The organism is Oerskovia sp. NPDC060338, assembly GCF_042726295.1.
In the GTDB taxonomy this organism is placed as follows: domain Bacteria; phylum Actinomycetota; class Actinomycetes; order Actinomycetales; family Cellulomonadaceae; genus Oerskovia; species Oerskovia merdavium.
Map to the genome: position 1 here is coordinate 230,963 of NZ_JBHXCQ010000002.1, position 16,132 is coordinate 247,094.

Here is a 16,132-nt window from a genome sequence, read left to right on the forward strand (position 1 = left end):
GACGGTCGAGCTCCTCGGTCAGCTCCCCGAGATGACGAACTGCGAGCCTGGCTCCTTGTCGACGTCCCCTTCACCGGAGTTGGTGATGGTGACGCCCGACAGGATCGCGTTGCCGCGAGCACCGCTCATGGCGAGGATCCCGGACCCGTTCTGCGACCCGTCGATGCGGACGTTCGAGATCCGGACGTCGGGCATGCTTCCGCCGCCGTTCTTGAACTGGATCCCGTCGTAGGTCGAGTCGTAGACGTCGGTGTCGCGGATGATCACACCCGTGATGTCGTGCGTCTGCGGGAACAGCGTGATCGCACCGAACTCCTGGTCCTCGTTCCAGAACGCCCCACCGGTGCGGTAGAGCCCGTTGTTGGCGATGAGCGTCGTCCCCGAGAACGGCAACGGGGAGTGGTCGGTCGCCAGCATGATGCCGGGGTAGTTCGCTGTGTCGGAGATCAGGTTGTTCTCGATCGAGTTGTCGTAGCCGCCGTAGATCGCGATCCCGTTGGCGCGCCACGGCAGCTGGACCGTGTTGTTGCGGAACGCGTTGCTGTGGGCGACGTCGACGGTGCGGTCCTTGACGTAGGGGTTGGCCCAGACGGCGAGCGCGTCGTCGCCCGTGGTCCGGAACGTCGAGTTGGCGACGAGCGAGTTGCGCGTCCCGTTGCTGAAGTTGATGCCGTCCGCGTACGTGTTGCGGATGCGCATGCCGGTGAGCTGCAGTCCGTCGGCCGGCCCCCACAGCTCGGGGATGTTGTCGTAGTCGCGACCGACCCACACCCCGACGTTGGCGTGCTCGATCCACACGTTGCTGATCTTCGTGTTCTTGCCGAACCGGCCGTTGAGGCCCACGCCGCCCTCCTCCTGGGCGTTGTTGCCGCGGATCCGGCCGGACCCGAAGATCGCGATGTCGGAGATCTGGACGTTGTCGTCGATGTCGAACCCGAAGTTGCCCTCGTGCGGGTGGTTGATGACGCCCGGGGCGAGGTGCGGCTCGAGGAGCGTGTAGAGCTGCGAGTGCCACATGCCGGCGCCGCGGATCGTCACGTCGCTGATGCCCACCTGGTTGTGCATGCCGCGGTTCAGCGGGTCGTCGGTGAGGATCTTCTTCTCCTGGCGCCACTGCCCCGCCGGGATCCACACGCACTCGATCTCGCCGTTCTGGTTCGCGGTGACCGCGGCCTGGATGGCGGCCGTGTCCTCGAGCCCGTCGTTCGGCACGGCGCCGTACTCGGTGATCGACGTGCACTGCGCGGGCTTGGCGGTCGGGGGAGCGACCTGCTCGAGCTCGACGAGGTCGATGACGTAGAACGCCGCGTCGTCCCCGGCGTCGCGCTGGAGCTTGAACACCGTGCCCGCCGGGAAGGACCGGCCGAGCAGCGCGTGGGACTCGTCGAACAGGCGACGTGCGTCGCCGCTGGGCGTGTTGCTCAGCGACTCGGGTCCGTCGGAGGTGCCGTAGAGCCAGGAGTGCTTGGACGACAGGGTCAGCTTCTGCACGAACTGGCCGTCCGCGTAGAGGCTGATGGTCTTCTCCTGGCCGCCGCCTCCGGGGGCGTCGGGGATCGAGCTGCGCACGACGATCGAGTTCGTCGCGCCGGTCGAGGTGAGCTGGACGTACTGGCCCGTGCTGTTCAGGCGCACGGACTCACGGCCCGACGACTCCGAGGCGAAGTTCGTGTGCCCGAAGGTGCGCAGCGGGTCGGCCTGGAGCAGAGTGCCCGTGTACTGGCCCTTCTCTGCCTCGTACGTCGTGTACGGGACGGCCGCGCCGCGGCCCACGGTCACGGTGAGCGTGCCCGTGTTGTTGTTCTCGTTCGTCTCGGCGACGACGCTGGTCGCGTCGGCCGTGGCCGTCACGGTGGCCCCGCCGTCGGTCGCGGTCCACGAGCCGCTCGGGGAGACCGTGACGGTCGCGCCCGCGGCGATGGCCGGCGTCGTGCCGCTGAGCGTGGTCGAGCCGGCGACGACACGTGTCACCGAACCGGCCGGGACGGGTTGGTTGCCGCGGTTGCGCACCTGCACCGAGAACGTCACGGCCGCACCGACGGCGGGGTTGGTCGGGGTGGACGAGACCGAGACGATCTCGAGGTCCGGCCCGGGCGCCTCGGTCACCACGAGCCGGGTGGGGTTGCTGAAGGTGTTGTCGGTCTCGTCCTTCTCGACCACGGTGTTCGTCGGGTCCACGACCGCACCGATCGTGTACTGGCCCGCGGGACGGGCGCCGATCGCGACCGTGACCTGGGTCGACGCGCCGGGCTGGAGCGCACCGACCGCGGCCGAGCCGACCTTCTGGCCGTTGGCCGTGACGTCCAGCGTGGTCGCCGCCGATGCGCGGTCGCCCGTGTTCTTGACCGTCGCCGTGAGCGCGACGGGGGTCGTCGCGTCGGGCGCGGCCGGTGTCGCGGTGACCGCCGTGACGGTCAGGTTCGGGTTGGCGGCCGGGGTGCCGTAGACCTCGAGCTCGGCGACCTGGCCGTTGCCCGCGCCGGTGTTGGCCGTGAACTGGAGCCGCACGTCGGTGACGCTCCCCGCCACCGTGATGCTGCGGGTGTTCCCGGTCGAGGGCGCGAACGCGTAGGCGGCAGAGGCCTTGAGCTGCTGCCAGGCCCCGGTCCCGGACCTGCCCCACACCGAGAAGGTCTGCGTGCGCGGCCCCCAGGCGGCGTCAGGGTTCAGCCTGACGGTCACGGTGCTGACCTCGGTCGGGGAGGCGAGCTGCACGTCGAGCGTCGACGGGTACTGCCCGCCCGCGCCCTCCCAGTAGGTGCTCGGCTGCCCGTCGACGGCGTTGCCCGCCGTGAACTGCCACTCGGTCGAGGAGGCGACGGCCGGTCGGTTCTTGGCGTGGTTGGTCCCGGTCGGGTCCGTGGGGGTCTCCGTGGGCTCGGGCGTCGGCTCGCCCGACCCGACGGACGTGCCCCAGACCTGGAGCTCGGCGACCTGCGCGTTTGCCGCCCCCGTGTTGCCCGTGAAGGCGAGGCGGACGTCCGCGACCTCGGCCGAGACCGGGATCGCGACGCTGTTGCCCGTCGCCGGGTCGAACGGGTAGGCCGCCGAGGCCTTGAGGGTCGTGAAGGTCGTCGCGCCCTCGGCGCGGCCGAGCAGCGAGAAGGTCTGGGTCCGTGGGGACCAGGCGGAGGGCGGCGGCAGCTTGACCACGACGCGGTCGAGGTCGGCGTCCTTGCCGAGGCTCACGGTCAGGTGCGAGGGGTACTGCCCGCCCGCGCCCTCCCAGTAGGTGCTGGTGCTGTCGTCGTTCGCGTTCGAGGCCGCATAGCTCTGCGTGACCGACGAGGCCGCGACGGGCTTGCCGACGGCCAGGTTGGTCGGTGCGGGGGCCGCGGCCTGTGCCACGGCTGCGGCGCCGAGCGGTACGACGAGCGCGATCGCGGTGCTCACCACGACCAGGTGCTTCAACGGTGTTCTCATGATCGTCCTTGATCTCCCGCCCAGGGCGGGTCGGTCTTCCGGGTGCGGGGTGGTCGGGGACGACCACCCGGGTGGCCCGACGACGGGCGGCCGGGAGGTGGTCGGCAGCCCGTCGTCGGGCGATCGGCCGCTACGGGTTGCGGACGATCGTGAACGTCGACGTCGTGTTCTTGATGTCCTGGACGTTGTTGCTCATCTGCAGGTTGTTGAACGTGACCGAGCCGACCGCCGGACCCTGGCCGGCCTCGGCGGCCTCGTTGACCCAGATGCCGAAGCCGGACTTGGCGTCGAACTGGTCACCGCTCTTGCGGGCACCGGTGATCGAGACGTTCGAGAGGACCGTGTCCTGGAACGGGTTCTGTGGGGTGGACCCCACGTAGTTCGTCTGGAACATGATCCCGGCGTACGTCGGGTCGACGATGTCGAGGTCGTCGACCCGGATCGCGCTGAACTTCTTCGACGCCGAGAACAGCCAGACCGCCGGGAACGTCTGGGAGCCCCAGAAGTGCCCGCCCGACCGCACCACGGTGATGCCCTCGAACGTCGTCGGCAGGGGGCCGAACCCTTCCATCGGGTAGCCGAAGTCGAGCGAGCTGATCGTCACGCCCGAGTAGACGAGCGTGTCGGCGATGTAGAAGTTGCGGAACGTGTTGTCCTGCCCGCCGTAGACGGCGAGACCGGCCGCCCGCCAGGTCAGCGTCGACGTGAGGTTCTCGAACACGTTGCCCTGCTGCCCGCTGCCCCCGGAGTCGGTCGCCGCGAAGAGCGCGAACGAGTCGTCCCCGGTGCCTCGGGCCGAGCTGTTGTGCACGTGGTTGTTCGCGCTGCCGTTGGTCATGTTGAGCGCGTCCGCGAACGTGTTGCGGATGCGGGAGTTCTTGATCTCCGAGTCGTCCATGTTGGACGCCCAGAACATGCAGATCATGTGCTCGACCCAGATGTTGTCGATCGTCATGTCCGTGACGTTCGCGAAGTCGAAGACCTTGCCCGGCCCGTCGATGCGTGACGTGTAGTTCCCGAAGTAGGCGAAGTCGCGGAACGCCGAGCCGTTGGCCGTGCCCTTGGCCCGGAAGCCGATGTCGGTGTTCTCCTGCGACGCCGGGGCGAAGAAGCGCGTGAACCAGGGGCCCGCTCCCACGACGTCGACGGCCTTGCCGTAGACCTGGAACTTGCTCGCGGTCTGGTAGTCGCCGGCCGGGAGGTAGACGCCATTGAGGGCGCCCGTCGTGTCCATGCGGACTTTGTCGAGCGCGTTCTGGACCGCCTGGTGCGTGAAGCCCGTGGGCTGGACGTACGCGACGGGGTTCGGGTTGGGCTGCGCCGTCGCGAGCTCGAGGTCGACGAAGTCGATCGCGTAGCGGGAGGTGTTGCTCGCGGACTTCTGGAGCCTGATCTTCGCGCCGGCCGGGACGGTGGTCCCGAGCAGGACGCTGGCCTCGTCGTAGACGTGGCGGGGGCCGCCGGCCCCGGGCTGGTTGCCGGGGTTGGTCTCGTTGCCGTAGAGCCACGCGTACCGCGACGTGAGGTCGAGGGTCTTGAGGAGCTGCCCGTCGACGTAGAGGTCGAGCGTCGCGTCGGTCCCGCCGCCGCCCGTCGAGTCGGGGATCGAGAACCGGGTCACGAGCGTGTTGGTCGGAGCCTTGGTGGTCCACTCGACGTAGGCGCCCGTGGTGTTCAGGGTGACCGCCTTGCGGCCCGACGCCTCGCCGGCGATGTCACCGACGGTCCGGTTGGGCCCGACGACCTGTGCGCCCCCGCCCACGACGCCGTCCTCCGCCTCGTAGGTGTCGTAGGGCATGTTCGCGCCACGCCCGACGAAGAGCGACCGTGTCGCGGTGTTGTTGGCCTGCTTGGCCGCGACCTCGTGGCCGTCCGCTGCGACGACCACGGTCGCGTCGTAGCTGCCGTCCCCCGCGACCCAGGTGCCCAGGTTCACGCCCGCGCTGGTCGCGCCGACCGCGACGGACCCGGAGACGCTCCCCGTGAGCGTCTTGACCGTGGCGCCGGTCGCCGTGTCCGTGAGCGTGACGGTCACGCCGTGGCTGCCGGCGGCCGAGGCGATGTTGCCCTGGTTCGCGAGCGTCGCCGTGAACGTGACGGTGCTGCCGGCCGCGGGGTTGCTGGGGTTCCAGGTCAGGGTGGGGATCAGGTCCGAGCTCGGGACGGCCGTGACGACCAGCCGGGTCGGGTGCGTGTAGGCGTTGTTGGACTCGTCCTGCTCGACCACGGTCTTCGCCGCGTCGACGGCGGCCCCGATCGCGTAGGAGCCCGCCGCGCGGCCACCGATGCTCGCGGTCACGACGGACTGCGCGCCGGCGGCGAGCGCCCCGACGGGCTTGGTCGCCACGGTCTGCCCGTCGAGCGTGAAGGCCACGTCCGTCGCGGCCGACGCCTTGGTCCCGATGTTCTTGACCGTCGCCGTCAGGGTGATGGCGTCCGACTCGAGCGGGGACACCGGGGTCGCCGTGACCCCTGTGACGGTGAGGTCGGGGTTGGCCGCCGGGGTGCCGTAGACCTGCAGCTCGGCGACCTGGCCGTTGCCCGAACCGGTGTTGCCCGTGAAGCGCAGCCGGACGTCGGCCGCGGTGCCGCTCACGGGGACGGACACGGAGTTGCCGGTCGAGGGATCGAACCGGTAGGCGGCCGAGGTCTTGAGCGTGGTCCAGGCCCCGCCGGTCTGGGCCCGGCCCTGGATCTCGAAGGTCTGGGTGCGGGCCGACCAGGCGGCCGCCGGAGGCACCTTCACGACGACGTCGCTGAGCGCCACGTCGGACCCCAACCCCACGGTCAGCGTGCTCGGGTACTGCCCGCCCGCCCCCTCCCAGTAGGTCGCCGGGTTCCCGTCGGTCGCGTTCGACGCCACGAAGGTCCACTCGGTCGAGGAGCCCTCGACCGGCTTGCCCTGGGCGAGGTCGGTGCCGGTCGGCGGGGTGCCCGGGCCGCCGGGGTCGGTGCCCCCGCCGGTCCCGGCCGTCCCGCGGACCTCGAGCTCCGAGAGCTGCCCGGCCGGCCAGCCGGTGTTGGCCGAGACGCTCGCGCGGACGTACCGCGCGGACGTGTCGGGTACGTCGACCGTCACGCTGTTCCCCGAGGCGGGGTCGAACGTGTACGCGGCGCTCGCCTTGAGGGTGCTGTACGACGAGCCGTCGGTGCTGGACTGGAGCGTGATGGTCTGGGTCCGTGCTCCCCAGCCGGCGGGGAGCTTGAGCACCAGGTCCTCGACGGTCGCTGCCGACCCGAGGTCGACCTGCGCCCACTGGGGGAACGCGCCGTTCGCGGACTCCCAGTAGGTGCCTTAGTTGCCGTCGGTGAGGTTGCCCGCGAGGTAGGGCGAGCTGTTGCTGCTCGCCGCGGCGGGCTTGCCTGCCGAGAGGACGACGGGCGCCGCGGCGGCCGACGTCGCCAGGGCGAACGGGAGGAGCAGGGTGGCGCTGGTGGCCGCTGCGAGCAGCCGGAACGACGTGCGTGGACTTCTCATCGGTAGGTCCTCGATCTCCCGTCAACGGTGACGGTGGTAGGGCGAGCCCCGTGCCAGACCGGCCTCGCTCCATCGCTGAGGCCCTGAAGGCGCAGGCGTGGCCCGGGGATCCCGGGCTGCTCGACTGGCTGATCCTTCGAGAGTTGCAGCCATCTGCGCCACTTCGAGCAGACAACTGTTCAGTTCTTGCATCAACTCAGCAAGAACGCTACTGAGGGGTGGGTGAAACGTCAACAAGTGTCGGAAAACTGGCGTAGAGGGCGTTCATGTCCCAACATGTCCCCGCACGCCGGGCGCGCGGCCGCGCGGCCCGCGCGTCGACCTGGTCGAGAGGGGGGCGCCCGTGCGCCTCAGGCGAGGGGGGCGAGGGCCTCGCGGACCGCGGCCTCGGCGTGCAGGCGCGTGGTCGGGAAGGTCGGGAGCGCGCTGTCCGCGGGCCCGACGAGCAGCTCGATCTCGGTGCACCCGAGGATCACGCCCTGGGCACCGCGCGAGGCGAGCTCGTCGATGATGCGACGGAAGGCGTCGCGCGACGCGTCGCGCACGTCGCCGAGCACGAGCTCCTCGTAGATCACGCGGTCGACCGTCGACCGGTCGTCGGTGTCAGGGACCAGGACCTGGAGCCCGTGGCCCGCGAGCCGGTCGCGGTAGAAGGCCTCCTCCATGGTGAAGCGGGTCCCGAGGAGGGCGACCGTCCCGAGCCCCGCAGCGAGCACGGCCTGAGCCGTCACGTCGGCAAGGTGGAGCAGTGGGATGCCGACCGCGCGCTCGATCGCGTCGGCGACCTTGTGCATGGTGTTGGTGCACAGGACGAGGAGCTCGGCGCCCGCGCGCTCCAGCGCCACGGCCTCGGCGGCGAGCAGTGCGCCCGCGGCCTCCCAGTCGCCCGTCGACTGCATCTCCTCGACCTCGGCGAAGTCGACCGACCCCAGCACGCAGCGCGCCGAGTGCAACCTGCCGAGGCGATCCCTCACGCCCTCGTTGATGACGGCGTCGTAGAGGGCAGAGCTCTCCCAGCTCATGCCACCCAGCAGCCCGATCTTCCGCACCGACCGATGCTAGCGCGGCGCTCGCGGCCGGGTGAGGTCCCGCACGTCGCCGTCGCCCGGGCCCTGACGGATGGGCGTTCGACCCGCCCGGGCCATACCCTGGCCGATATGGACACCGAAGAACGTCTGGCCGTCTTCCTCGACTACGACAACCTCGCGCTGGGCGCGCGTGACCACCTGGGCGGGATGACCTTCGACTTCAAGCCGATCGCCGACGCGCTCGCCGCGCGCGGTCGGGTCGTGGTCCGCCGCGCCTACGCCGACTGGTCCTACTTCGACGAGGACCGTCGCTCCCTGACCCGTCACCAGGTCGAGCTCATCGAGATGCCCCAGCGCATGGGGGCCTCGCGCAAGAACGCCGCCGACATCAAGATGGTCGTCGACGCGATCGAGATGGCGTTCGAGCGCGAGTACATCTCGACGTTCGTCATGTGCACGGGGGACAGCGACTTCTCGCCCCTGGTGCACAAGCTGCGTGAGCTCAACAAGCGCGTGATCGGGATCGGCGTCGAGAACTCGACGTCCAAGCTGCTGCCCCCGGCGTGCGACGAGTTCCTCTTCTACGACCGCCTCGAGGGCGTCGAGATCCCCGACGAGCCCGTCGAGCGCAAGCGGTCCTCGAACAGCTCGAACCGCAGCACCGCGCGCAAGTCCTCGGGCCGCTCGTCGGGTTCGTCGAGCACCTCGGGCAAGGCCGCGGCGGCTTCCGCGACCGAGTCCGCGACGCCGCCCGCGTCGACCAGATCGGCCGGGTCGACCACGGAGGTAGCGCCGGCTACACCTTCGCTGCCCGAGCCGACCCCTGCCCCGCTGGACGTCGAGGCCGAGCTCGAGTCCGCGGTCGGGCACGGGGCCTCCTCCCGGTCGGAGGACGAGGACCTCGCGGTCCTCGTCGCGCAGACCCTCGCGGACCTGTCGAGCTCGTCGAGCGGGGCCGTCGTGGCCTCGACGCTCAAGCGCACGCTGCTGCGCAAGGACCCGACGTTCAGCGAGGCCGACTACGGCTTCCGCAACTTCGGCGAGTTCCTGCGCTACCTCGAGGAGCGCGGCGTGGTGCAGCTCAGCGCGGGCCCCGCGACGGGCGACCCCGAGGTCTCGCTGCCCGAGCGCGGGCACGCGGGCGACGACTTCGCGCTGCTGCGCACGGTCGTGGGGGAGCAGGGGGACTCGGCACCGTTGTCGGGCCTCAAGAACCAGCTCCGCAAGAAGCGTCCGGACTTCAGCGAGAAGGCGCTCGGCTACCGCAGCTTCCTGCAGTTCTGCAAGGCTGCGCAGACCGCGGGCGCGATCGAGCTGCGCTGGGACGACGACGCCGACGACTACCTGGTCACCGTCGCGTCCCGCTGAGCGGACCCGTCACGAGGGCACGCCCGAGAGCTAGGCTCCGGGCGTGCCCTTTCGACGCCGAGAGCAACCTCGCCCGATCACCTTCGAGGCGGTCGACGACCTGGACGACGGTGACGACCTCTTCGCGCCGCGGCCCGGGGGCTGGGGCGCGCCCGGCGGCGCGCCAGGAGGCGTCGGCACGCCCCTGCCCGACGGCGCAGCGCACCCGGGAGCGGACGTCGCCACCGGTTCGGCGGGCGCGGGAGGCGGGACCGGGGCCGTGCTGGACGCGTCTGCGCCGGACGGGGCCGCTCGGGAGGACGCACCGACGGATCCGCGTGCCCGGAGGCGCCGACGCGTGCTCCTCGGCGGGGTCGCGGCCGCGCTCGTCCTGGTCCTCGGCGGCCTGACCCTGGTGGACGTGGTGCGCGCCCGGCAGGCCGAGGCGCTGCTGCGGGCGGTGCCCGGTGGCGTCGTCGGGCTCGAGCGACCACCGCGCGAGCTGTGGACCGTCGACGTCGGTGAGGCCTGGCCGCTCGTGGCGGGCGAGCTCTTCGTCGTCATCGCCGCCGATGGCGCGCTCGTCGCGTACGACCGCGCGACGGGCGCCGAGGCGTGGCGGCACGAAGGTCTGCCGTCCCCGCAGTGCGGCACTTTCGACGGCCCGTCACCGGGGAGCCTCGACGCACGATCGATCACGTGCCTGGGCTGGGCCGAGACGGAGGAGGGCGCCCCGGCCTTCACGCTCCCCCCGAGCTCGGTCACGATCCTCGGGCTGGACGGGAGGACCGTGGCCGAGCGCGCTCTGGACCCCGCCCGAGGTGACGCCACGGTTCTCTCGACCGGTGAGCTGGCGAGGGTGGCTCGGGACGGACGTGACGTCGTCGTGCTCGTCGAGGACGCCCGCACGGGCGAGGTGCGCTGGACGCAGACCGTGCCCACGCTCACGTCCGACAGCTCGTGCATGGCCTACCAGGAGGGCAGCACGTCGGGCGACGGAGGGGACGTGGTGCAGCTCTACGACACGGGCGGAGTCCTCATGCTCCTCGGGTGCGACGTGAATGCCAGCCTGTCGAGCGACGGGACGGTCCTCTCCACGGACCTGACCCGCATGCAGCCGCTCCGCGACGGGCGGCTCCTCCGGGGCGGGCTCGCCGAGTCCGAGCTCCTGGACGCCGACGGGACGGTGCTCTGGAGCGCCCAGGGCGAGCTCATGGAGCCCCTCGCGACGGACGGCACGGGGCCGCCCCTGCTGTTCTCGAGGAGAGGGCCCGGGTTCGTGGCGCTCGACGAGGCGGGTGACGAGCGGTGGACCTTCTCCGGCTACGCCACCCAGGTGCTCCTCGTCACCCGCGACGTGACCGTCATCTCGTCCTACCCGGGCGCGGTGGCCGTGGACTCGGCCACGGGCGAGGAGGTGTGGGCGTGGAGGGACCCCGCGGTCGGAAGGGCGAACGGCCAGGTCGTGGCGGCCTTCGCGAGCCGCGGCGGGCTGACGATCGCCTCCAGCGAGGACGACGGCGCGCAGTCCCGCTGGGTGTCGATCGACACGGCCGACGGGAGCACGCGATGGGACGAGCAGGTGGCCGTCGACGCGTGGAACCTCTTCGTGGTCGGTGGCGACGTGTTCGGCACGAGGAACGGGACGGTCGTCGCATTCGGTTGACGAGGCCCTGAGCAGCCGCGAGGTGCGCGCCGAACCAGACGCCGTGAACATCTGTGCAATCCCGGGTGTTCTCCCCGGTGGTCCGCCGCGCGGTCGGTACGCACCACGCCCGGGCGGGCGGTCGTCGTCGGGCACCGCTGCACGTCGGTGCACAATGTACGGATGACTTACCGGGTGCTGAAGCTGATCCTGTCGCTCCTGGCCTACGCGTTCCTGAGGCCACGCGTGACCGGGCTCGGCAACATCCCCCGCCGCGGGCCCGTGATCCTCGCGAGCAACCACCTCTCGTTCGTGGACTCGCTGCTCATCCCGATCGTCGCTCCCCGGCACGTCACGTTCCTCGCCAAGGCCGAGTACTTCACGGGCACCGGGCTCAAGGGGCGTGTCTCGCGCTGGTTCTTCACGACCCTCGGCCACATCCCCGTGCAGCGCGACGACCCGCGCGCCGGCCAGCGCTCGCTCGAGGACGCGCTCGAGGTGCTCAACAACGGGGGTGCCTTCGGGATCTACCCCGAGGGCACACGCTCGCGCGACGGCAAGCTCCACAAGGGGCACACCGGTGTCGCGTGGCTCGCGCTCGCGGGCCACGCGCCGATCGTGCCGGTCGCGATCAAGGGCACCGACAAGGTCCAGCCGGTCGGCGCGCGCCTCCCGCGCATCCACCGCGTGACGGTCGAGTTCGGCAAGCCCATCGAGCCCGCGCGCCAGATCACCTCGGGCAAGCCCGCGCAGGCACGGCGCGAGCTCACCGACCAGGTCATGGAGTCGATCCACGCGATGAGCGGCCAGCAGCGCGCGAGCTGAGGCTCGCCACCTGTCTCGCCACCAGACGTATCGCGGTCTGCCGCCGGGACACGCCCGTTCCTGAGAAGGACGTGCAGGTCGCGCCCGGTCATGATGTGCTCGGGGCAGGGCCACGTGCCCCAGGGATCGTGCCGAGCGGGTCCGTCCGCCACGGCTGCGACCCGGAGCGTCCGACTTGACCTCAACCCTGGTTGAGGTCCTAGCGTGGCCGACACCGAACGAGAGGACTCACCATGGCTGTCTACACCCTTCCCGAGCTGTCGTACGACTACGGGGCACTCGAGCCCCACATCTCCGGCCGCATCATGGAGCTCCACCACTCCAAGCACCACCAGGCCTACGTGACCGGCGCCAACACCGCGCTCGACAAGCTCGCCGAGGCCCGCGACTCGGGCGACCTCGCCGCGGTCAACCTCCACGAGAAGAACCTCGCGTTCAACCTCGGCGGCCACGTCAACCACTCCGCGTTCTGGACCAACCTCTCCCCCGAGGGCGGCGGCGAGCCCACCGGCGACATCGCCGCAGCCATCGACGAGGACTTCGGCTCGTTCGAGAAGTTCAAGAAGCACTTCGCCGCGGTCGCCGCAGGCGTCCAGGGCTCGGGCTGGGCCATCCTCGCCTGGGACACCCTCGGCAAGAAGCTCATCATCGTCCAGCTCTACGACCAGCAGGGCAACATCGCCCTGGGCCTGGTCCCCATCGTCCTGCTCGACGTCTGGGAGCACGCCTACTACCTCGACTACCAGAACGTGCGCGCCGACTACGTCACCGCCTGGTGGAACCTCGTCAACTGGGCCGACGCCGACGCACGCCTCACCCGCGCCCGCACCCAGGGCGAAGGCCTCATCATCCCCGCCTGACCTCTCCCTCACCTCGACGGTCCTCGTGGGCCGTCGCGACGAGACCCGCGTGAACGGGAATGGCCCCGGCACTGCGGCGCGCACCACGCGCGACGCTGCCGGGGCCTTCCTGCGGGCAGCCAGAACCCTCCAGAAAGGTGGTCCGCCGTGACCTACGTGATTGCTCAGCCTTGTGTGGACGTGAAGGACAAGGCGTGCATCGAGGAGTGTCCGGTGGACTGCATCTACGAGGGCAAGCGGTCGTTGTACATCCATCCTGACGAGTGCGTGGACTGTGGTGCGTGCGAGCCGGTGTGTCCGGTGGAGGCGATCTACTACGAGGACGACGTGCCTGCGGAGTGGAGCGACTACTACCGGGCGAACGTGGAGTTCTTCGACGATCTGGGGTCGCCGGGTGGTGCGGCGAAGATGGGCATGATCGAGAAGGACGACCCGATGATCGCTGCCCTGGCCCCGCAGGCCTGAGCGCAGCCTTCCCCGATACGCCGAGGGGCCCGTCATCCACAGGATGACGGGCCCCTCGGGGTTCTCGACGACGCTCAGCCCTGCGGCTCGACCGGGCCCCCCGGGTCGGCACCGCCCGCGACGAGGTCGCCGCAGCTCGTCTCCTGGGCCGTCACGACGACCGGGTCGCTCGCCGGGACCCCCTCGGCCACGGTCTCGGTCTGACCGTTCGTGGCCCGGCGAGCGGACTCGTCGAGGTCGACGAACGTCCGCGCGACGGTGTAGGTCGAGCCGTCGTTCGACATCGCGTTGAGCCCGGCCAGGTGCAGCACGCCGTCGACGGCCGTGCACCCGACTCCTGTACCGAAGCCGCTGAAGCCCTTGTCGAACGTGTACGGCTCGTCCTGCGCGTTCTGCGTGATGTTCACGGCGCAGTTCGCGACCGAGTACAGGAGCACCTCCCGGCCCACGTCGACCAAGCCGATCGGCGCCTCACCGTCGCCTGCCGCGACGAGGTTGACGACCGCGCTCGCCGGGACGGGGCTCGCGGTCGTCACGGGGGCCGAGAACGTGGCCCCGGACGCCGTCGTGATCCCGAAGCGTCGGTCCGCTCCCGTGGTCAACCATGCGGTGTCGGGGCGCCCGTCGAAGTCGACGTCGATGATCTCGTGCGTGCTCGCGCCGTCGGGCGTGCCGCCCTCGGTGGGTGTGCAGCCCGTCGCGGGGGGAGTGGTGACCTCGGTCGTGGGCTCGGGGCTGGGCTCCTCCGACGGGGCCTCGGAGGTCACGCTGCCCGACGGCGTCGCGCCGGGAGAGGCGCCGTCGTCGCCGTCCGCGTCACCTCGGGTCGCGAGCCAGACCGTGACGGCCACGATCGCGAGGAGCACCAGTCCTCCGAGCGCCCACCACCAGGCGCGGTTCCCCGAGGGCGTCTCGCCCGGGCCTCCGGGCGGTGGCTCACCCGGGCCGCCGGGGGGCGGCGTGGTCGGTGCGCCGGTCGCGGAGAACGGGTCGGGTGCGTTCGGGATCGGCTCGGCCGGCGGGACGCTGCCCCCGGTGAGACCGCCCGGCGCCGGGAAGCCGGGGCTGATCGGTTCGGTGGGGTCCTGGCTACCTGTGGGGCCTCTTCGCTCCTGGTCGTCCGTCATGTGTCCAGGGAATCATCCCGTGACGAACATTGCCCACCGCGTGAGCGAGGCACCGACACCTGACCGGTTGGCCCAACCTCAAGACACGGCGGGCCCACGAGGGCGGGGTCTCGCTCGACGAGCGGGGCGCTGTGGCGTGAGCGCGCGATCGACGACACGGTCCGCGGTTCATCGTTCCGTTGACTCGACGACGGCGTTGTCGCTCGAGGTGGCAGACCTGGCCAACGAGACGTCGCACGGACCGGGTGATCCATGTTCGCCGAGCGACTGCGCACACGAGGTCAGAACCCCCCGCACGGCACGCACTCACCGCCGCTGAAGCACGGAGGGTTGGTGTGGCCCATGAGCAATCGGCATGCCGGGACACGTGCGCGGGTCTCCTCATCGACGGGGTGCTGCTGGAAGCGACCCGTGAACTGATCCCTGATCGACGCCACGCTCGACGGTTCCGACGCATGGGTGCTCGGGAGATTTCCCGCTATGGTCGGCAACCATGACGCGAGCACCGTCGGTTCAGCAGCCAGCGAGGACGAGAAGAGCATCATGCGCCTGAGTGTGATTGGCTGCGGCTACCTGGGGGCCGTTCACGCCGCGTGCATGGCATCCATCGGCCATGAGGTGATCGGGGTCGACATCGATCCCGCCAGGATCAGCACGTTGGCCGCAGGCCACGCACCATTCTACGAGCCGGGCCTGACCGAGCTCCTCAGCTCCGTCGCGGGAAGCGGTCGTCTGCGGTTCACGACCGACATCACCCGGGCAGGTGGTGCAGCCGTCCACTTCCTGTGCGTCGGGACGCCGCAGCAGGAGGGCGAGCTGCGCGCCGACCTGAGCCATCTCCATGCCGCGACCAGCAGCCTCCTCCCGCTGTTGCAGCCGGGCGACATCGTCGTGGGCAAGTCCACGGTTCCTGTCGGAACCGCGGAGGCCCTGGCCGGGCTCGTCTCCGCACGGGGGGCAACGCTGGTATGGAACCCGGAGTTCTTGCGCGAGGGATGCGCGGTCGAAGACACTCTGCACCCCGACCGGATCGTCTACGGATTGCCGACCGAGCAGGGCGTGCCCACCGAGGCAGGGATCAAGGCGCAGGCGCTGCTCGACCAGGTGTACGCCGTCTCCCTCTCCGACGGGGCCGCCCAAGTCATCACCGACTACGCCACCGCACAGCTGGTCAAGGTCGCCGCGAACTCCTTCCTCGCCACCAAGATCTCCTTCATCAATGCGATGGCCGAGCTGTGCGAGGCGTCCGGCGGCGACGTCACTGACCTCGCCGACGCCATCGGCTATGACGAACGCATCGGCCGGCGGTTCCTCAGCGCAGGTCTCGGATTCGGTGGTGGATGCCTGCCGAAGGACATCCGCGCGTTCACGGCGCGCGCTGGCGAGCTTGGGGTCAGCGACGCGCTCTCGTTCCTCACCGAAGTCGACAAGATCAACCAACGTCGCCGCGCCCGCATGGTCGACCTCACGCGCGAGGTCTGTGGTGGTTCGATCGTCGGCAAGACGATCGCGGTCCTCGGCGTGACGTTCAAACCGGACACCGACGACATACGTGACTCGCCGGCCTTGTCCGTCGCGAGGCAGATGATGCAGGAGGGCGCGCACGTCACCGTGACGGATCCGCGAGGTCTCGACAAGGCGCGTCGTGTCCATCCCGACCTGCGGTGTGCGGACGACGTGCTGGAAGCAGGTCGGGGCGCGGACGTCGTCGTGCTGGGTACGGAGTGGGAGCAGTACCGCACGATCGAACCGGATGCGCTTGCCCAGGTCGTGCGTCACCGCCGCATGCTCGATGGCCGCAACGCCCTCGATGCCGGAGTCTGGCGCAATGCCGGTTGGACGTACCGCGCGCTCGGACGGCCCCACTGGAACCCGACCATCGCTGGTCTCGACCTGTCGTGATCCGCGCCCCTGGCCCCGCTGGCGCGAGCACG

The 16,132-nt window shown here is 70.5% G+C and carries 11 protein-coding genes and 1 pseudogene; 6 read left to right on the forward strand and 6 right to left on the reverse strand.

Going from position 1 to position 16,132, the window contains the following annotated elements:
* Window positions 1-18 precede the first annotated feature (18 nt).
* From ACFWGN_RS03115 to ACFWGN_RS03135, 5 genes and pseudogenes are all read right to left on the reverse strand, one after another.
* Window positions 19-3,423, reverse strand: coding sequence for a CARDB domain-containing protein (locus tag ACFWGN_RS03115; RefSeq protein ID WP_377615626.1), 3,405 nt, complete (start codon window positions 3,421-3,423; stop codon window positions 19-21).
* Between the two features lie 130 nt (window positions 3,424-3,553).
* Complete coding sequence (locus ACFWGN_RS03120) at window positions 3,554-5,221, reverse strand: hypothetical protein (RefSeq protein WP_377615788.1); 1,668 nt, start codon at window positions 5,219-5,221, stop codon at window positions 3,554-3,556.
* A gap of 42 nt (window positions 5,222-5,263) precedes the next feature.
* Window positions 5,264-6,703 (reverse strand): annotated as a pseudogene (locus tag ACFWGN_RS03125) (CARDB domain-containing protein); the annotation flags it as partial.
* A 15-nt stretch (window positions 6,704-6,718) separates the two neighbouring features.
* Window positions 6,719-6,901: a hypothetical protein gene (locus tag ACFWGN_RS03130; protein WP_377615627.1), complete on the reverse strand. Its 183-nt coding sequence runs from the start codon at window positions 6,899-6,901 to the stop codon at window positions 6,719-6,721.
* 350 nt (window positions 6,902-7,251) lie between these two features.
* Entirely contained in the window at window positions 7,252-7,950 is a 699-nt protein-coding gene (locus ACFWGN_RS03135; protein WP_377615628.1) for an aspartate/glutamate racemase family protein, read from the reverse strand.
* Window positions 7,951-8,058: 108 nt separating this feature from the next.
* Between ACFWGN_RS03135 and ACFWGN_RS03140 the strand changes: the two genes are divergently transcribed.
* The 5 genes from ACFWGN_RS03140 (at window position 8,059) to fdxA (ending at window position 13,071) form a co-directional block, all read left to right on the forward strand.
* Window positions 8,059-9,297 carry an NYN domain-containing protein gene (locus ACFWGN_RS03140; RefSeq protein WP_377615629.1) on the forward strand — a complete coding sequence of 413 codons (1,239 nt, stop codon included), beginning with the start codon at window positions 8,059-8,061 and terminating at the stop codon, window positions 9,295-9,297.
* Between the two features lie 43 nt (window positions 9,298-9,340).
* The gene (locus ACFWGN_RS03145) at window positions 9,341-10,942 is read left to right on the forward strand and encodes a PQQ-binding-like beta-propeller repeat protein (protein WP_377615630.1); all 1,602 of its coding nucleotides are present in this window, start codon (window positions 9,341-9,343) and stop codon (window positions 10,940-10,942) included.
* Between the two features lie 162 nt (window positions 10,943-11,104).
* Window positions 11,105-11,746, forward strand: coding sequence for a lysophospholipid acyltransferase family protein (locus ACFWGN_RS03150; protein ID WP_354511726.1), 642 nt, complete (start codon window positions 11,105-11,107; stop codon window positions 11,744-11,746).
* 233 nt (window positions 11,747-11,979) lie between these two features.
* Window positions 11,980-12,606: a superoxide dismutase gene (locus tag ACFWGN_RS03155; RefSeq protein ID WP_377615631.1), complete on the forward strand. Its 627-nt coding sequence runs from the start codon at window positions 11,980-11,982 to the stop codon at window positions 12,604-12,606.
* Window positions 12,607-12,753: 147 nt separating this feature from the next.
* Window positions 12,754-13,071 (forward strand): ferredoxin, encoded by a 318-nt coding sequence (gene fdxA, locus ACFWGN_RS03160; RefSeq protein WP_354508463.1) that lies wholly within the window; start codon window positions 12,754-12,756, stop codon window positions 13,069-13,071.
* Window positions 13,072-13,145: 74 nt separating this feature from the next.
* Here fdxA and ACFWGN_RS03165 read toward each other — a convergent pair whose 3' ends face one another.
* The gene (locus tag ACFWGN_RS03165) at window positions 13,146-14,198 is read right to left on the reverse strand and encodes a hypothetical protein (RefSeq protein WP_377615632.1); all 1,053 of its coding nucleotides are present in this window, start codon (window positions 14,196-14,198) and stop codon (window positions 13,146-13,148) included.
* 543 nt (window positions 14,199-14,741) lie between these two features.
* Here ACFWGN_RS03165 and ACFWGN_RS03170 point away from each other — a divergent pair.
* Window positions 14,742-16,100 carry a UDP-glucose dehydrogenase family protein gene (locus ACFWGN_RS03170; protein ID WP_377615789.1) on the forward strand — a complete coding sequence of 453 codons (1,359 nt, stop codon included), beginning with the start codon at window positions 14,742-14,744 and terminating at the stop codon, window positions 16,098-16,100.
* Window positions 16,101-16,132 lie beyond the last annotated feature (32 nt).

What these genes read in the sequence shown, in the direction of transcription:
- ACFWGN_RS03115 (WP_377615626.1), bottom strand. Translation starts at nt 3,423, where the DNA reads ATGAGAACACCGTTGAAGCACCTGGTCGTGGTGAGCACCGCGATCGCG.
- ACFWGN_RS03120 (WP_377615788.1), bottom strand. Translation starts at nt 5,221, where the DNA reads ATGCCCTACGACACCTACGAGGCGGAGGACGGCGTCGTGGGCGGGGGC.
- ACFWGN_RS03130 (WP_377615627.1), bottom strand. Translation starts at nt 6,901, where the DNA reads ATGAGAAGTCCACGCACGTCGTTCCGGCTGCTCGCAGCGGCCACCAGC.
- ACFWGN_RS03140 (WP_377615629.1), top strand. Translation starts at nt 8,059, where the DNA reads ATGGACACCGAAGAACGTCTGGCCGTCTTCCTCGACTACGACAACCTC.
- ACFWGN_RS03150 (WP_354511726.1), top strand. Translation starts at nt 11,105, where the DNA reads ATGACTTACCGGGTGCTGAAGCTGATCCTGTCGCTCCTGGCCTACGCG.
- ACFWGN_RS03155 (WP_377615631.1), top strand. Translation starts at nt 11,980, where the DNA reads ATGGCTGTCTACACCCTTCCCGAGCTGTCGTACGACTACGGGGCACTC.
- ACFWGN_RS03165 (WP_377615632.1), bottom strand. Translation starts at nt 14,198, where the DNA reads ATGACGGACGACCAGGAGCGAAGAGGCCCCACAGGTAGCCAGGACCCC.
- ACFWGN_RS03170 (WP_377615789.1), top strand. Translation starts at nt 14,742, where the DNA reads ATGCGCCTGAGTGTGATTGGCTGCGGCTACCTGGGGGCCGTTCACGCC.